Source organism: Leyella stercorea, assembly GCF_021531655.1.
Window position 1 is genome coordinate 35,648 of sequence record NZ_JADYUF010000024.1, and the last position, 17,893, is coordinate 53,540.

Sequence of the window (17,893 nt, forward strand, 5' to 3'; positions counted from 1 at the left end):
AAACAATCTATTAACCTTTTGACAATGCAAAGGTACTAACATTTTGTGACGTGGCAAGCGTTTGTACTATGAATATGAATATCATCATAGTTTTATTGATTTACATCAATACAGCGTGCACGAACACAACTTCATATTAACATATATCAACATATTCAGTCTGAAAAATTGTAAGCAAATGCGCCCGTTAAGTTACGATATAAAATCTCTTAACGGGCGCATTCATGCAAATATACGACAAGCCAAGGTATCGTTTCGGGGGATTATCACTTCTTGAAAACGGCTCTCACTACAAACCAAAGATGCATGCCTACGGTCATGAGCAGCCCGTAGTGGCGGCGCATCACGTTGAAGCGCTCGATGAGCGAAGCACGATGGTTCTTGTTGGTCATGCCTCCGTCGAGATAGTTGACCACTACCTGCGGCAGACGCAGCAGTGCCAGATGCTCGCGTTCGGCACGCTTCATGATGCGTATGCACCAGTCGACATCGGCAGAGAAGCGGTAGCGCAGGTCGTAGGGTTCGGCTTGGGCGAGGTCGGTACGTGCATAGAAAGCCTGATGGCACACGAGCATGCCATGACGGAACGAACGCCACGTGAGATTGTCGGGCGGAGCCAGGCGACGGGGATGCAACAGCTGTCCCTCATCGTCAACTATATTGGTGTCGCCATAGAGCACGGCGGGCAGCTTGCCGTCCGAACGGTTGTTCACCTCGATGGATATCTGCTCGAGTGTCTGGTCTGAAGGGAACACGTCGCCGGCATTGAGATAGACTATATAGTCGCCTGTGGCACGTGCAAGACCTTTGTTCATAGCATCGTACAGACCACGGTCGGGTTCGGAGATGATGACCACCTCGTGCTCGTTCTCTTCCTCCTGGTTCTTGAGGCTATAGGCTTGCGCCATAGCCAGGGTGTTATCCTTGGATGCACCGTCGATGATGATGTGCTCTATCTGCTTCCACGACTGGCTGAGAACGCTGTCGAGCGTGCGGGCAAGTACTGCCGACGCGTTGTAGGTGCATGTTATGACTGAAAATTTTATCATTATTTTCTTATTGGTTGACTATTTATTAAACGATGTAGCGCTTCAGAGCTATCAGCTCGTTGTACACCTCGATGTAGCGCATGGCGACGCTCTGTCCGGAGTAGCAGCGTGTCACCTTGCTGACGCAAGCCGAACTGAGCTGTTCGGCGTCGGCCTCTTGCAGCACCCAGTTCATACCAACAGCCAAATCGTTGCTATCCTTGAAGTTGGCTACATAGCCCGTGCGGCGATGGTCTATCATCTCGGGTATGCCGCCCACACGGAATCCTACGCACGCCACTCCGCACGCCATAGCCTCCATGATGGTGTTGGGCAGATTGTCTTCGAGCGACGGCAGCACGTACATGTCTGCCGAACGGTAGATGTCGACTATACGGCGCTCGTCGCTGACATAGCCGAGCGGATAGGCTTTCAGTGCCAAACGGTCGCAAACGATCTGGGCGTTGCCGCCAAGCACGGCTACTGATGTATTGTCCTTGAGTTCGGGATGCTGCTTCACGAGGCGGTCGATGGCGTCGATGAAGTATTCCATGCCCTTGCGTTCGTCAGTAACCTTCTGCGAGACGAAGAGTATGATGCGGCCCTCGGCTGGCAGTCCGACGTTCAGTCGAGCCGCCTTGCTGTCGCCGGGGCAGAACATGCGGGTGTCGATGGTGTTGGGCACGGACGTCACACGCTGCCCTACGAAGAGGGCGCTCTGCTTTGCCTGCTCCTCAAGCCATCGGCTGCACGTGACGAAATGGATGTTGGAGTTGTGGTACAGGCGCTTCTTGCGCGTCCACACACGGCGCGAAAGGTCGTTGGCAGAACCGCATGCGGGCAGCAGCTGGCAGTTGTGGCATCCCGTACGGAATGCGCTGCAGGTGCGGGCGTAGTGGCATATACCCGTGGCGGGCCAAAGGTCGTGCATGGTCCACACCACCGGTTTGCCGCTGCGCAGTATCTTGCGGATAGAGCGCAGCGAGAGCATACCCTGGTTTATCCAATTAAGGTGTATCACATCGGCCTCCTTGAACTCGGGCAGGCGGGTTATGTCCGTTCCGGAATTGGCTGTATCTATCTCGAAGAGGTGCCGGCGCTGCAGGTGCAGGTGGAAGAATATGGTGAGACGTTCCCACAGAAAGTGCAGTCGTGTGAGTCTACCGTGTGGCAGCGGCACGACTGTTATCTGGTCGGTCTCCTTCTTGGCTACGAGCATCTTTGCCTTGACACCATTGTTGTTGAGTGCCTCCATAAGGCGGTTGGCTGCTACTGCTGCGCCGCCCGTCTTTTCGTTAGTGTTGACAATTAATACGCGCATATATTATTGGTTATTAATTTAGCAATTGCAAAAATACAAAAAAATGGCTGTAATCGCCACATTAACAATAAATTCATTCAAATTTGTCATATTGCCAATATTTTGCACTACCTTTGCAGCTCGAATTATGCATCATCATTCATAATGACTAACAAGATTCTTATAACCGGTGCCAGCGGTTTCATTGGCAGTTTTATTGTAGAAGAAGCCCTGCGCCGCGGCATGAAGGTATGGGCGGCAGTACGCAAGACCACATCGCGCCGATACCTCACCGACAGCCGCATCAACTTCATTGAGCTTGACTTTGCGTCGAAAGACGCGCTCAAGCAACAGCTCGACGGCCACACGTTCGACTATGTTGTGCACGCTGCCGGCGTGACCAAATGTATTGACAACGCCGACTTCCGACGTATGAACACCGACGGAACACGCAATCTGGTGGACGCTCTCATCGAACTGCAGATGCCGCTCAAGCGTTTTGTATTCCTCAGTTCGCTCAGCGTGTATGGCGCCATACACGAGCGACAGCCCTATCAGGACATTACGGAGAACGACTGTCCGCGTCCTAACACTGCCTACGGACGCAGCAAGCTTGAGGCAGAACGCTATCTCGACTCTATAGGCAACGATTTCCCTTACATCATACTGCGCCCGACGGGCGTGTACGGACCGCGAGAGAAGGACTATTTCCTCATGGCTGAGAGCGTGAAGCGCCACATTGACTTCGGTGCGGGATTCCGCCGTCAGGACATCACGTTCGTGTATGTGCTCGACGTGGTTCAGGCGGTGTTCCTGGCATTGGACCGTGGCATGAGCGGACGCAAGTATTTCCTTACAGACGGCGAGGTCTATCAGTCGGCCGACTTCTCGCGACTGCTCAAGAAGGAGATGGGCGTGAAGTGGATGCTGCGCATCGTGGCTCCGATATGGGTGTTGCGTGCCGTGACATACATCGGCGAGCGCATCGGCCGCATAACCCACAAGCCTACGGCGCTCAACAACGACAAGTACAACATTCTGCGACAGCGCAACTGGCGTTGCGACATCGAGCCTACGATGGACGAGCTGGGCTATCATCCGCACTACAAACTGGCGGACGGCGTGCGTCTGGCGGTGGAATGGTATAAGCAGAACGGATGGCTGTAAAAAACGAAACAACAACATAAATGAACTTCATAAAACAACTCTTCGCTATTGAGCAGAAGCCCAGACGCGGACTGCTTGCTCTCGAATGGCTCGTATTGGGCTACACTGTGTTCACGCTGCTGGTGGCTCTGTTCACTTATACCAATCTGCAAAACCCCGACTCCATGATATGGGGACGTGTGCGCGTGGTGGCTATGACCATAGCACTGTGGCTGGTCTACCGGCTCATACCGTGCCGACTGACGCAACTGGTGCGTGTCATGGCGCAAATGTCGCTGCTGGCATGGTGGTATCCCGACACCTACGAATTGAACCGCATGTTCAACAATCTCGACCACGTGTTCTGCGCATGGGAGCAGTCGATGTTCGGATGCCAACCCTCACTCTACTTCGCCGGGAAATTCTCGTGGCCCGTCATAAGCGAACTGATGAGCATGGGCTACGCCAGCTACTACCCGATGATTGCGCTGGTGGTGCTGTTCTATTTCGCCCGACGATACAACGAGTTCCAGCGTGCCGCCTTCGTAGTGATGGCTTCGTTCTTCATCTACTACATCATCTTCATATTCGTGCCCGTCGTCGGACCCACATTCTATTATAAAGCGGTGGGCGTGGACAACATCGCTTCGGGCATATTCCCGCAGCTCGGCACCTACTTCAACACCCATCAGGAGTGTCTCGCCACTCCGGGCTACACCGACGGATTCTTCTACGGACTGGTGGAGAATGCCAAGGCGGCTGGCGAACGGCCAACGGCGGCATTCCCGTCGTCGCACGTCGGCATCTCTACTGTGTGTATGCTGCTGGCATGCCACACCCGCCAGCGCCGTCTGGTGTTCTGTCTGCTGCCCTTCTACGTGCTGCTTTGCATGTCGACGGTGTACATCCAGGCACACTACGTGGTGGATGCGCTGGCAGGATTGGCATCGGGCGCTCTGCTCTACGCAGCACTCATGATGTCGACACGACGCATGTAAAGGCACAAATGCAATGAAATGGGAATCAAAAGCGTTAATATCAGAAGCTGAAGATTGAAATTTTTATTTGCATTACAATAACAGCATAATTTCAAAAGGACTCCTTTCGCAATTAGAAAGGGGTCCTTTTGCGTTGTAAAAGGACTCGTTTTGGAAGGTAAAAGGACTCGTTTTGGAAGGTAAAAGGACTCCTTTTGGAAGGCAAAAGGACTCCTTTTTTTTGAGTGTTGGACACACCCTCATCCTACTGATTTATACACGTTTATCGGTTAGCTTCAATCCATATTCCATGATTAAATAACACAACAAACGTAAACAACACAAAACCAACTCATACGGCACAAAAGCAACAGCCTCAAGATTCACAAACCCCAGCCCATACGGCACAAAAAAAACGCTGCAAGCATGACCCTTGCGAGTCTGCTTGCAGCGTTTCTGCATATCATTATTTTTTATTCTTCCGTCTTGTTGGCATCCTTAGAGTAGTCGGTCACATTGCGGCGGTTGGCCTGCATGCGATCGTAATCCTCCTTAGAACCTACAACTATCTTGTCCCACTGACGAAGACCAGTACCTGCCGGGATGAGGTGACCAGAGATAACGTTCTCCTTCATGCCCTCCAGATAGTCTACCTTACCACGGATAGCAGCCTCGTTGAGCACCTTGGTTGTCTCCTGGAACGAAGCAGCCGAGATGAAGCTCTTGGTCTGGAGTGCTGCACGTGTGATACCCTGAAGTATCTGGGTAGATGTAGCAGGAACGGTGTCGCGCACCTGAACGAGACGAAGGTCGCGGCGCTTGAGGCTTGAGTTCTCGTCGCGCAACTTGCGGGCTGAAACAATCTGTCCAACCTTGAGCACGTCAGAGTCGCCTGCGTCGACAACATATTTCTTACCCCAGATGCGGTCGTTCTCCTCAGCGAAGTCGAGCTTGTCCACCATCTCCTGCTCGAGGAATGTTGTATCGCCCGGCTCGTCAATCTGAACCTTGCGCATCATCTGGCGAACGATAATCTCGAAGTGCTTGTCGTTGATCTTCACACCCTGCAGACGGTAAACGTTCTGAACCTCATTAACGATATACTCCTGTACGGCTGTGGGGCCCTTGATGGCGAGGATGTCGCCCGGAGTGATGATACCGTCAGAGAGCGGAGTGCCTGCACGCACAGCGTCGTGCTCCTGAACGAGGATCTGCTTAGACAGAGATACGAGGTACTTGCGCTGGTCGCCAGTCTTTGATGTGACGATGATCTCACGGTTGCCACGCTTAACCTTGCCCATTGTAACCTCACCGTCGATTTCTGAAACGACTGCAGGGTTAGACGGATTGCGGGCCTCGAACAGCTCGGTAACACGTGGAAGACCACCGGTGATATCGCCTGCTGAACCTGCAGCACGTGGAATCTTGACGAGTGTAGTACCAGTCTTGACGGTCTGACCGTCCTCGCATACTACGTGACCACCCACCGGGAAGTTGTAGGTACCGATGATTTCGCCGTTCTTGTCGAGCACGTCGCAGGTAGGAACCTTCGACTTGTCCTTCGAGTCGGTGATGATCTTCTCGGTAAGACCTGTTGCCTCGTCGGTCTCAGCACGGAATGTGATGCCCTCGATGACGTCGTTGAAGCGCAGTGTACCTGCATACTCCGTAACGATGACAGCGTTGAACGGGTCCCACTTGGCGATGAGATCGCCCTTCTTCACGAGGTCGCCCTCCTTGAAGTAGAGTGAAGAACCGTAAGGCACATTCACTGCTGAGAGTGTAATATCTGTATGCGGGTCGATGAACCGAAGCTCTGACAGACGGCTTACTACCATCTGGCAGTTGATGTCCTTCTCACCGTTGTTCTCTACGAACGGAACGACACGCAGGTCTTCGAAGTGAATCTTGCAATCGTTCTTCGCAACGATAGATGCATTGGCGGCTGCGTTACCAGCCACACCACCCGCGTGGAAAGTACGAAGTGTAAGCTGTGTACCCGGCTCACCAATAGCCTGGGCTGCAATAACGCCCACTGCCTCGCCGAGCTGTACCATGCGCTGTGTGGCAAGGTTGCGGCCGTAACACTTCATGCAGACTCCCTTCTTGCTCTCGCAGGTGAGTACCGAACGTATCTCGACGCTCTCGATAGGAGAGTTTTCGATGGCCTTGGCAACTGGCTCGGTGATTTCCTCGCCGGCATGTACAAGCACCTCACCTGTAGAAGGATGGATGACATCGTGTACAGATACACGGCCGAGGATGCGCTCAGAGAGTGAAGAGACAATCTCATCACCGTTCTTGAGAGCTGTGCAAACGAGTCCGCGAAGCGTACCACAGTCCTCCTCGGAGATGATTACGTCGTGCGATACGTCTACAAGACGACGTGTAAGATAACCGGCGTCGGCTGTCTTCATAGCGGTATCGGCAAGACCCTTACGGGCACCGTGCGAAGCGATGAAGTACTCGAGCACCGACATACCCTCCTTGAAGTTAGAGATAATCGGGTTCTCGATAATCTGATGGCCTTCAGCACCTGCCTTCATAGGCTTTGCCATAAGACCACGCATACCTGAAAGCTGCTTGATCTGGTCCTTAGAACCACGGGCTCCTGAGTCGAGCATCATGAATACGGCGTTGAATCCCTGGTCGGCCTCTGTCATCTCCTTCATAAGGATGCTTGCAAGGTCGTTGTTGACATGGGTCCAAGTATCGATAACCTGGTTGTAGCGCTCGTTTTCTGTGATGAAACCCATATTATAGTTGTCCTGGATGTTGCGAATCTCTTCATGACCGCGCTCCACGATTTCCTTCTTTTCTGGCGGAATGATGATGTCGTCAAGGTTGAACGAAAGACCTGCCACGTAAGCCATGCGATAACCGAGGTTCTTGATACCGTCGAGGAATTCGCACGCACGTGCCATACCTACAGCCTTGATAACGTCGGAGATGAGTCCGCGCAAGGTCTTCTTCGAGATTACGTCGTTGAAGAAGCCGACTTCCTTCGGGATAATCTGGTTGACGATGACACGTCCTACAGATGTCTCCACCATGCGCTTCTGCATCTTGCCGTCTACCACATCGTCAACTACTACCTTAACCAGAGCGTGAAGGTCGCACTTACCCTCGTTGTTTGCGATGAGAGCTTCCTCGTCGCCGTAGAAAGTAAGGCCCTCGCCCTTTGCACCCGGACGTATCTTGGTGATGTAATAGAGTCCGAGCACCATATCCTGCGATGGTACTGTGATTGGAGCACCGTTAGCTGGGTTGAGGATATTGTGACTCTGGAGCATCAAAATCTGCGCCTCAAGAACTGCCTCGTTGCTCAACGGGAGGTGAACAGCCATCTGGTCACCGTCGAAGTCGGCGTTGAACGCTGTACAAGCCAACGGGTGAAGCTGGATTGCCTTACCCTCGATGAGCTTAGGCTGGAATGCCTGGATACCGAGACGGTGAAGTGTCGGAGCACGGTTGAGCATAACCGGATGTCCCTTCATTACGTTCTCAAGGATGTCCCAGATAACCGGCTCGCGACGGTCTACTATCTTCTTGGCACTCTTAACGGTCTTCACGATGCCGCGCTCGATAAGCTTGCGGATGATGAACGGCTTGTAAAGCTCGGCTGCCATAAGCTTAGGCAGACCGCATTCGCCCATCTTCAACTCAGGACCAACGACGATAACCGAACGTGCTGAATAGTCAACACGCTTACCGAGGAGGTTCTGACGGAAGCGGCCCTGCTTACCCTTCAACGAGTCGGAGAGCGACTTCAACGGGCGATTGGCATCACTCTTGACTGCACTCGACTTGCGTGAGTTGTCGAAGAGGCTGTCGACAGCCTCCTGGAGCATACGCTTCTCGTTGCGGAGAATCACCTCAGGAGCCTTGATCTCAACAAGACGCTTCAAGCGGTTGTTACGTATGATGACACGACGATAGAGGTCGTTGAGGTCGGAAGTAGCGAAACGGCCACCATCCAGCGGTACGAGCGGACGGAGTTCAGGCGGTGTGACGGGGATAATCTTCATGATCATCCACTCCGGACGGTTCACGTCCTTAGAGCCACGGAAAGCCTCAACTACCTGAAGGCGCTTCAAAGCCTCTGTCTTACGCTGCTGCGAAGAGTCGTTGTTGGCACGGTCGCGAAGCTCGTAAGAGAGCGAGTCGAGGTCGAGACCAGCAAGAAGGTCGTAAACAGCCTCTGCACCCATCTTGGCGATGAACTTGTTGGGATCGCTGTCGTCAAGGTCGTCGTTGTTGGGCGATACCTTGTTGTCGAGGATGTCCATATACTCGTCCTCAGAGAGGAGGTCCATCTTGTGCGAACCATTGATTTCCTCACCCTCCGAATCAGTACGTCCCTCAAGTATACCCGGCTGGATTACTACATACTTCTCATAGTAGATAACCTGGTCGAGCTTCTTTGTCGGCATACCGAGGAGGTAGCCAATCTTGTTAGGCAAAGAACGGAAGTACCAGATGTGGGCAACGGGCACAACCAATTCGATGTGTCCGCTGCGCTCACGACGTACCTTCTTCTCAGTAACCTCAACACCGCATCGGTCGCAGACGATACCCTTGTAACGGATACGCTTGTACTTGCCGCAGGCGCACTCGTAATCGCGTGTCGGGCCGAAGATGCGCTCGCAGAACAAGCCGTCGCGCTCTGGCTTGTAAGTACGGTAGTTGATGGTCTCAGGCTTTGTCACCTCGCCATACGAATTTTCCAGGATTTCCTCGGGAGAGGCAAGTCCGATGGTAATCTTCGTGAAATTATTCTTAACTTTTATATCTTTCTTGAAAGCCATATATTTCTATAGTTTTGGGATGTCGGGATTAATCGAGTTTGATGCTGAGACCAAGGCCACGGAGCTCATGCAGAAGCACGTTGAGCGATTCCGGTATGCCCGGTGTTGGCATCGGGTCGCCCTTGACGATTGCCTCGTAAGCCTTCGAACGGCCCACGGTGTCGTCCGACTTGATTGTCAGAATCTCCTGAAGTACGTGGCTGGCACCGAATGCCTCGATAGCCCAAACCTCCATCTCTCCGAAACGCTGACCACCGAACTGAGCCTTACCACCAAGCGGCTGCTGAGTGATGAGTGAGTACGGACCGATTGAACGGGCGTGCATCTTGTCCTCAACCATGTGACCGAGTTTCAAGAAGTATGTTACACCTACTGTAGCTGGCTGGTCGAAGCGTTCACCAGTCTCACCATCATAAAGATGTGTAGAGCAAAGGTGTGGCAAACCTGCCTTGTCAGTCCACTCAGAGAGGTCCTCAAGGTGGGCACCATCAAAGATAGGAGTAGCGAACTTAACGCCGAGCTTGCGGCCGGCAGCTCCGAGAATAGCCTCGAATATCTGTCCCAGGTTCATACGTGAAGGCACACCCAGCGGGTTCAATACCAAGTCGACGGGACGACCGTCCTCAAGGAACGGCATATCCTCCATACGTACGATCTTCGAAACGATACCCTTGTTACCGTGACGACCGGCGAGCTTGTCGCCTACACCAATCTTACGCTTCTTGGCAACGTATACCTTTGCCATCTGCAGAATGCCTGAAGGCAGCTCGTCACCGATAGTGATGGCAAACTTCTTGCGCTTGAGTTCTGCATCGAGCAACTTATACTTGCGGATGTAGTTCATAATGAGCTTCGAGATGAGCTTGTTGGCGTGCTCGTCGTCGGTCCAATCGTTCGACTGGATTCCGTCATACTCGAGGTTCTTAAGCATTGTAGTTGTGAACTTGGTACCCTTTGTTACGATTTCGGCACCTGAGTAGTCCTTAATGCCCATTGAAGCCTTACCCTCAGTAAGAGTGAGAAGCTTGTCAACGAGAATATCCTTCAAGTCGTCATTCTTTGCCTCATACTCTTCGTCAATCTTGGCAAGGATTATCTTGTCCTGCTTCTTCGACTCACGAGTCTTAACGGCACGTGCGAAGAGCTTCTTGTCGATAACGACACCGCTCAACGACGGATTGGCCTTCAATGAAGAATCCTTAACGTCACCTGCCTTGTCGCCGAAGATGGCTCGGAGAAGCTTCTCCTCAGGTGAAGGATCGCTCTCGCCCTTAGGCGAAATCTTACCGATAAGGATGTCGCCCGGCTCGATACGAGCGCCAACACGTACGATACCATTGTCGTCGAGGTCCTTTGTAGCTTCCTCTGATACGTTAGGAATATCGCTTGTGAACTCCTCCATACCACGCTTTGTCTCACGAACGTCGAGTGAATACTCGTCAACGTGTACTGAAGTGAGAACGTCGTCGCGAACCATACGCTCTGAAAGCACGATAGCATCCTCGTAGTTGTAACCCTTCCACGGCATGTAAGCCACGAGAAGGTTGCGGCCGAGTGCGAGCTCGCCGTTCTCTGTAGCGTAGCCTTCGGTAAGAATATCACCAGCCTTAACACGCTGTCCCTTGTTGCAGATAGGACGCAAGTCGATGGTCATGTTCTGGTTGGTACGGCGGAACTTAGGAATGCGATACTCCTTAAGAGCCGGCTCGAAGCTTACGAATTCCTCGTCGTCGGTACGATCGTAGAGGATACGTATAGTAGTAGCGTCTACATATTCTATTACACCTTCGCCTTCGGCAGTAATCATAGTGCGTGAATCCTCACAAACCTGCTTCTCAAGACCTGTACCTACGATAGGTGCATCATTGTGAAGCAAAGGTACTGCCTGGCGCATCATGTTACATCCCATGAGCGCACGGTGACCGTCGTCATGCTCCAAGAACGGAATAAGACCTGCCGAAACAGAAGCAATCTGCTGCGGAGAAACGTCCATAAGGTCTACTTCAGATGGAGGTACAACCGGGAACTCAGCGTTCTGACGACACTTAACGTTGTCGCGGATGAACGATCCGTCCTCGCGGAGCGGCGCGTTACCCTGACCGATGATGTGACCTTCCTCCTCCTCAGCTGTGAGGTAAACAACATCCTTGTTGTCGAGGTCGACGATAGAATCGTTCACCTTACGGTAAGGAGTGGCGATGAAACCGAGTTCGTTGATTGTGGCATACACACAGAGAGAAGAGATAAGACCGATGTTCGGACCCTCAGGGCTCTCGATAGGACACAGACGACCGTAGTGTGTATAGTGAACGTCACGAACCTCGAAGCCTGCGCGCTCACGAGAAAGACCGCCAGGACCAAGAGCTGAAAGACGACGCTTGTGTGTCACCTCGGCAAGAGGGTTGGTCTGGTCCATGAACTGTGACAGAGGGTTGGTACCGAAGAACGAGCTTACAACGCTTGAGATAGTCTTGGCGTTGATAAGGTCGGTAGGCTGGAACACCTCGTTGTCACGTACGTTCATACGCTCACGAATTGTGCGGCTCATACGAGCCAAACCTATAGAGAACTGGTTGCTCAACTGTTCGCCTACAGTACGAACACGACGGTTTGAAAGGTGGTCGATATCGTCGACGGTAGCGTTAGAGTTAACCAGCTGGATAAGATACTTGATAATCTCGATGATATCATCCTTAGTCAGTACGCGTACCTCAGAGTCGGTGTCAAGACCGAGCTTCTTGTTAATACGGTAGCGACCTACCTCGCCCAAGTCATAACGCTTGTCAGAGAAGAAGAGGTTCTGGAATACCTCACGAGCTGATGCGTCATCAGCAGGATCGGCATTACGGAGCTGGCGATAAATATAGAGCACAGCCTCCTTCTCAGAGTTAGACGGGTCCTTGGCAAGAGTATTGAAGATAATAGCATACTTGTTGGCAGCCTCGGCATCCTTATGGAGAAGTATAGACTGAGCACCCGAATCGAGGATATCATCAATGTTGTCCTCAGTAAGTTCAGTCTCACGCTCCATGATAACCTCGTTGCGCTCGATAGATACAACCTCGCCGGTATCCTCGTCAACAAAGTCCTCGTTCCAAGACTTGAGCACACGTGCAGCAAGCTTACGACCGATGGCAGCCTTCATGTTCTTCTTGTTGACCTTCATCTCCTCAGCAAGGTCGAATATATGAAGGATATCCTTATCTTGCTCGTAGCCCATGGCGCGGAGAAGAGTTGTTACGGGCAACTTCTTCTTACGGTCGATGTAAGCATACATAACATTATTGATGTCAGTAGCAAACTCAATCCATGAACCCTTGAACGGGATGATACGTGCAGAATAGAGCACGGTGCCGTTGGCATGAACGCCCTGACCGAAGAAAACGCCCGGAGAACGGTGCAACTGCGAAACGACAACACGCTCGGCACCATTGATTACGAAGGTGCCATTAGAAGTCATGTAAGGGATTGTGCCAAGGAATACGTCCTGAATGAATGTGTCGAAGTCTTCATGATCAGGGTCCGTACAGTAGAGTTTCATCTTAGCCTTCAAGGGTACGCTATAAGTCAGACCGCGCTCAAGGCACTCGTCAATTGAGTAACGTGGCGGGTCGATATAGTAATCCAAGAACTCAAGAACGAAATTGTTACGCGTGTCGGTGATAGGGAAGTTCTCAGAGAACACCTTATACAGTCCGTCATTCTTGCGTTCTTCAGGCGGAGTGTCCAACTGTAGGAAGTCTTTGAAAGACTTGAGCTGCACATCGAGAAAATCCGGATAAGGTAACGGATTATGGACGCTGGCAAAGTTTACTCTGTTATCAACAATTTTTGAAGCCATCAGAAGATATTATAGGGTGATAAAAATCAATGTATGTGAAAAGACACAAAAAGGTTAGGACCCGCCTACTTGGAAGATCCTAACCGTATGAAAATTTTGAAACGTATGGTTGCCGTTATTATTGTCCGTACACATTACGTACTCAGCAACCATCCGTTCTGGTTGTCAACGTAATGTCAAAATTACTTGAGCTCTACCTTAGCACCAGCCTCCTCGATAGCCTTCTTCAAGTTCTCAGCCTCGTCCTTAGAGAGACCTTCCTTGATCTTAGCAGGAACGGCGTCTACGAGATCCTTAGCTTCCTTCAAGCCAAGACCGCAAGCTTCCTTAACTGCCTTTACTACCTGGAGCTTTGCAGCACCTACCTCAGCGAGGATAACATCGAAAGATGTCTTCTCCTCAGCAGCCTCACCTGCAGCAGCAGGACCAGCAGCTACAGCTACAGCAGCTGCAGCAGGCTCGATGCCGTACTCTTCCTTGAGGACTGTTGCCAACTCATTTACTTCCTTTACTGTGAGATTTACCAACTCTTCAGCAATAGCTTTGATATCTGCCATTTTATTCTAAAATTTTAATTGTTTTTAATATTAATGTTTTGTGACTTGGAGATGTATTATTCAGGACGCTCGCCCAAAGTCTTAAGCACACCGTGAATAGTGTTTGCGCCTGACTGGAGAGCAGAAACAACGTTCTTTGCAGGAGACTGCAGCAATGCCACGATATCTGCGATAACCTCGCTCTTGCTCTTGAGAGCTACAAGTGCCTCGAGCTGGTCAGCGCCGAAGATAGTCTCCTCAGCATAAGCAGCCTTGAGTGCAGGTACGCCCTCTTTCTTGTATTCCTTCAGCAGCTTAGCGGGAACGTTAGCTGTGTTGCAGAACATAACAGCTGTAGTACCCTTAAGTGAGTCATACATCGGCTCGAAATCTATGTCGCTTGCCTGGAAAGCCTCACGGAGGAGACTGTTCTTAACGACGATCATCTTGATCTCGCTCTTGAAGCACTTGCGACGCAGATTGCTTGTAGCCTCGGCGTTGAGACCTGCGAGGTCAACAAGGTAGAAGTGAGAATATTCCTTCAACTTCGCACCGAGCTCAGCAATAATAGTATCTTTTACTTCTTTCTTCATTTTACAAAACTTTTAGAGTTACTCAACTGATTTAGGATCAACCTTGATACCCTTACTCATAGTGCTCGAAATAAAGATACTCTTGATGTATGTACCTTTAGCAGCAGCAGGCTTGAGCTTGATGATGGTAGCGATGAACTCCTTAGCATTCTGATAGATCTGCTCCGGAGTGAAGCTAACCTTACCGATTGATGTGTGGACGATACCAGCCTTATCAACCTTAAAGTCAATCTTACCCTGCTTTACTTCCTTAACTGCCTTAGCAACGTCCATAGTTACAGTGCCGCTCTTAGGGTTAGGCATCAATCCACGCGGACCGAGGATACGGCCGATAGGACCAATCTTACCCATGCAAGAAGGCATTGTGATGATTACGTCAACATCTGTCCAGCCGCCCTTGATCTTCTCGATATACTCGTCGAGACCAACGTAGTCGGCACCTGCCTCTTTTGCGGCAGCTTCCTGATCAGGAGTACAGAGTGCGAGCACGCGTGTAACCTTACCAGTACCGGCGGGCAGTGAAACCACGCCACGAACCATTTGGTTAGCCTTACGCGGGTCAACGCCCAAGCGTACATCAATATCGAGAGAAGCGTCAAACTTGGTAGTGGTGATTTCCTTTACCAGCTCTGAAGCCTCTTTCAGTGTGTATGCCTTCCCTGCTTCAACCTTGTCAGCTACTGATTTTTGATTTTTTGTCAGTTTCATTTCTTAAAAATTGAAGTTATTAAACATTTTCAGGGAAGTCTCCCTCTACAGTGATACCCATACTTCTTGCTGTTCCTGCAACGAGGCGCATAGCCGATGCTACAGTAAAGCAGTTAAGATCCTTCAGTTTGTCCTCAGCGATTGCTTTTACCTGCTCCCAAGTTACTTTACCAACTTTCTGGCGGTTAGGCTGAGCTGAGCCACTCTTCACCTTGGCTGCCTCTTTAAGCTGTACAGCTGCAGGAGGAGTCTTGAGTTCGAAGCTGAATGATTTATCGGTGTAGTAAGTGATAACAACAGGAATGATTTTGCCTGCCTTATCCTGGGTTCTGGCGTTGAACTCTTTGCAGAATCCCATGATGTTGATACCCTTTGAACCAAGTGCAGGTCCTACGGGAGGAGAAGGATTCGCAGCGCCACCTTTAATCTGTAATTTGATTAATCCAGCAACTTCTTTAGCCATTTTGTCTGTTAATATTTAATTTGATTAATATAAAAGAATTCTCACGCGTTCGTAACAATGCGTCAGCCTTCTTTTTCGACCTGCATAAAACCAAGCTCCAGCGGAGTTTTACGTCCGAAGATCTTGACCATCACCTTAAGTTTGCGCTTCTCGGCATTCACCTCTTCGATGACGCCACTGAAACCAGAGAATGGACCGTCTGTTACCTTCACGGTCTCGTCAACCATGTAAGGCACGTCTACGTTGTCGACAATCTCCGTCTCCTCGCATGTTCCGAGCATACGGTTGATTTCCGACTGAGGCACGGGTGAGGGATTATCCAAACCGCCAAGAAAGCCTAATACATTTGGCATGAAGCGCAGCGTGTGAGCCACGTCGCCTACGAGGGCTGCTTCAACAAACACATAGCCTGGAAGAGAAATCTTCTCTTTTACAACTCGCTTACCATTACGCAAAGTAGCGTGTTTCTCAAGTGGCAGTACCACCTGTGAAACATGCGCCTCGAGCAACGGATTGTGCTTTATCTCAGCGTCAATGTATTCTTTTACTTTGAATTCCTTGCCGCTGGCAGCACGAAGCACATACCATTTCTTTTCTGTTTTAGCCATTTTTCTTGAAACGATTAACCTGGGTATACCATTCCCATGACCCATTTGAACAACGAGTCCATAGCGAACACCACAACAGCAATGACAAGGGAAGCAGATAATACAATCACTGCGCTGTGGTTGAGTTCAGCATACTTTGGCCAAGTAGTTTTATGCGCAAGTTCGTCGTAGCAACACTTGCAATAATTTACTAACTTTTTAAACATATTATCTTCTTTAAGCACGGGAAGAGAGGCTCGAACTCCCGACACCTGGTTTTGGAGACCAGTGCTCTACCAACTGAGCTATTCCCGTAGGATAGTTCCCGATACATATATATAATGTAGAGCGGGAACTATTGTTATTTAGTCAACCTCCCGTATGGGAAGTCAGCTGATGGCGAATTAATCGTCGAGGATCTCTGTGATCTGACCTGAACCTACTGTACGGCCACCCTCGCGGATAGCGAAACGAAGACCCTGGTTCAGAGCAACTGCGTAGATAAGCTCAACCTCAATCTCTACGTTGTCACCAGGCATTACCATCTCAACTCCAGCGGGGAGCTTGATCTCACCTGTACAGTCCATAGTACGGAGGTAGAACTGAGGACGATACTTGTTGCCGAACGGAGTGTGACGACCACCCTCTTCCTTCTTCAAAACGTAGATAGAAGCCTTGAAGTGCTTGTGAGGCTTGATCTGACCCGGGTGGCAGAGTACCATACCGCGCTTGATCTCATTCTTGTCGATACCACGGAGGAGAAGACCTACGTTATCGCCAGCTACACCCTCGTCAAGGATCTTACGGAACATCTCAACACCAGTTACGACACACTTCTTGTCCTCACCGAGACCAAGGAGCTCTGTCTCGTCGCCAACCTTAACGCGGCCAGTCTCGATACGACCGGTAGCAACGGTACCACGACCTGTGATTGAGAATACGTCCTCGATAGGCATCAAGAAAGGTTTGTCGAGGTCACGTGGAGGCTCCTGAATCCATGTATCAACAGCGTCCATGAGCTCCATTACCTTGCTTACCCAAGGCTCCTTGCCATTGAGTGCACCAAGAGCAGAACCGCGGATGATCGGAGTTTCCTCCTCATAGCCGTACTGGTCGAGGATCTCGCGAACCTCCATCTCTACGAGCTCGAGCATCTCCTCGTCCTCTACCATATCGCACTTGTTCAAGAAAACGACCATGCGAGGTACGTTCACCTGGCGAGCGAGAAGTACGTGCTCACGTGTCTGAGGCATAGGACCGTCAGTAGCAGCAACTACAAGGATAGCACCGTCCATCTGAGCAGCACCAGTTACCATGTTCTTAACGTAGTCGGCGTGACCCGGGCAGTCTACGTGAGCGTAGTGACGGTTAGCTGTTTCGTACTCGATGTGAGCAGAGTTGATGGTGATACCACGCTCTTTCTCCTCAGGAGCGTTATCGATCTGGTCGAAAGACTTAACTTCCTCGCCGCCGAAACCCTTATCGTGAAGAGTCTTAGAAATGGCAGCTGTAAGAGTGGTCTTACCATGGTCTACGTGACCAATTGTACCAATGTTAACGTGCGGTTTGGTGCGCACAAATGTTTCTTTAGCCATAGCTTTCTATTTTATATATAAATTGTTTATTCTGTTTTTCTTCTGATTCCGGTTTAAGAAACAAGAAGTAGAGCTGTAACTGAGAGTTGAACTCAGGACCTCTTCCTTACCAAGGAAGTGCTCTACCACTGAGCTATTACAGCAACATTAGAGCGGAAAACGGGGCTCAAACCCGCGACCCCCAGCTTGGAAGGCTAGTGCTCTATCAACTGAGCTATTTCCGCAAAAGTGTTTTGAAAGTGGGTGGTGATGGATTCGAACCACCGAAGGCATAGCCAGCAGATTTACAGTCTGCCCCATTTGGCCACTCT

The 17,893-nt window shown here is 50.8% G+C and carries 13 protein-coding genes and 3 tRNA genes; 2 read left to right on the forward strand and 14 right to left on the reverse strand.

Translation table 11 applies throughout. The annotated features are described in order from the left end of the window. Nucleotides 1-266: 266 nt before the first annotated feature. Both I6E49_RS08385 and I6E49_RS08390 read right to left on the reverse strand, forming a co-directional pair. A complete protein-coding gene (locus tag I6E49_RS08385) occupies nucleotides 267-1,049 on the reverse strand; it encodes a glycosyltransferase family 2 protein (protein WP_235401768.1) in 783 nt (260 codons plus the stop codon). A 25-nt stretch (nucleotides 1,050-1,074) separates the two neighbouring features. Beyond that, nucleotides 1,075-2,349: a glycosyltransferase family 4 protein gene (locus I6E49_RS08390; protein ID WP_235401770.1), complete on the reverse strand. Its 1,275-nt coding sequence runs from the start codon at nucleotides 2,347-2,349 to the stop codon at nucleotides 1,075-1,077. 144 nt (nucleotides 2,350-2,493) lie between these two features. On the opposite strand from I6E49_RS08390, the gene I6E49_RS08395 reads away from it, so the two are divergent. Together I6E49_RS08395 and I6E49_RS08400 are read left to right on the forward strand one after the other, a co-directional pair. Then, nucleotides 2,494-3,495 (forward strand): NAD-dependent epimerase/dehydratase family protein, encoded by a 1,002-nt coding sequence (locus tag I6E49_RS08395; protein ID WP_235401772.1) that lies wholly within the window; start codon nucleotides 2,494-2,496, stop codon nucleotides 3,493-3,495. A 20-nt stretch (nucleotides 3,496-3,515) separates the two neighbouring features. Further along, nucleotides 3,516-4,472, forward strand: coding sequence for a phosphatase PAP2 family protein (locus I6E49_RS08400; RefSeq protein ID WP_235401774.1), 957 nt, complete (start codon nucleotides 3,516-3,518; stop codon nucleotides 4,470-4,472). 452 nt (nucleotides 4,473-4,924) lie between these two features. On the opposite strand, the gene rpoC is transcribed toward I6E49_RS08400, so the two are convergent. From rpoC to I6E49_RS08460, 12 genes are all read right to left on the reverse strand, one after another. Next, nucleotides 4,925-9,259 (reverse strand): DNA-directed RNA polymerase subunit beta', encoded by a 4,335-nt coding sequence (gene rpoC, locus I6E49_RS08405; RefSeq protein WP_235401776.1) that lies wholly within the window; start codon nucleotides 9,257-9,259, stop codon nucleotides 4,925-4,927. A 28-nt stretch (nucleotides 9,260-9,287) separates the two neighbouring features. Continuing rightward, nucleotides 9,288-13,100 (reverse strand): DNA-directed RNA polymerase subunit beta, encoded by a 3,813-nt coding sequence (rpoB, locus tag I6E49_RS08410; protein ID WP_235401777.1) that lies wholly within the window; start codon nucleotides 13,098-13,100, stop codon nucleotides 9,288-9,290. Between the two features lie 182 nt (nucleotides 13,101-13,282). Next, nucleotides 13,283-13,657: a 50S ribosomal protein L7/L12 gene (rplL, locus tag I6E49_RS08415; RefSeq protein WP_235401778.1), complete on the reverse strand. Its 375-nt coding sequence runs from the start codon at nucleotides 13,655-13,657 to the stop codon at nucleotides 13,283-13,285. 56 nt (nucleotides 13,658-13,713) lie between these two features. Then, complete coding sequence (gene rplJ / locus I6E49_RS08420) at nucleotides 13,714-14,229, reverse strand: 50S ribosomal protein L10 (protein WP_235401779.1); 516 nt, start codon at nucleotides 14,227-14,229, stop codon at nucleotides 13,714-13,716. An 18-nt stretch (nucleotides 14,230-14,247) separates the two neighbouring features. Next, nucleotides 14,248-14,937: a 50S ribosomal protein L1 gene (gene rplA, locus I6E49_RS08425; protein ID WP_106811022.1), complete on the reverse strand. Its 690-nt coding sequence runs from the start codon at nucleotides 14,935-14,937 to the stop codon at nucleotides 14,248-14,250. 19 nt (nucleotides 14,938-14,956) lie between these two features. Continuing rightward, on the reverse strand, nucleotides 14,957-15,400 hold the full coding sequence (gene rplK / locus I6E49_RS08430; protein WP_106811023.1) for a 50S ribosomal protein L11: 444 nt from the start codon (nucleotides 15,398-15,400) through the stop codon (nucleotides 14,957-14,959). A 62-nt stretch (nucleotides 15,401-15,462) separates the two neighbouring features. Further along, entirely contained in the window at nucleotides 15,463-16,008 is a 546-nt protein-coding gene (nusG, locus tag I6E49_RS08435) for a transcription termination/antitermination protein NusG (protein WP_235401780.1), read from the reverse strand. Between the two features lie 14 nt (nucleotides 16,009-16,022). Continuing rightward, complete coding sequence (secE, locus tag I6E49_RS08440) at nucleotides 16,023-16,214, reverse strand: preprotein translocase subunit SecE (protein ID WP_235401781.1); 192 nt, start codon at nucleotides 16,212-16,214, stop codon at nucleotides 16,023-16,025. Between the two features lie 15 nt (nucleotides 16,215-16,229). Continuing rightward, nucleotides 16,230-16,302: transfer RNA gene (locus I6E49_RS08445), tRNA-Trp, on the reverse strand. 89 nt (nucleotides 16,303-16,391) lie between these two features. After that, complete coding sequence (gene tuf / locus I6E49_RS08450; RefSeq protein ID WP_235401782.1) at nucleotides 16,392-17,582, reverse strand: elongation factor Tu; 1,191 nt, start codon at nucleotides 17,580-17,582, stop codon at nucleotides 16,392-16,394. Nucleotides 17,583-17,653: 71 nt separating this feature from the next. Beyond that, nucleotides 17,654-17,725: transfer RNA gene (locus I6E49_RS08455), tRNA-Thr, on the reverse strand. Nucleotides 17,726-17,733: 8 nt separating this feature from the next. Further along, nucleotides 17,734-17,806, reverse strand: a tRNA-Gly gene (locus tag I6E49_RS08460). Between the last annotated feature and the right edge of the window lie 87 nt (nucleotides 17,807-17,893).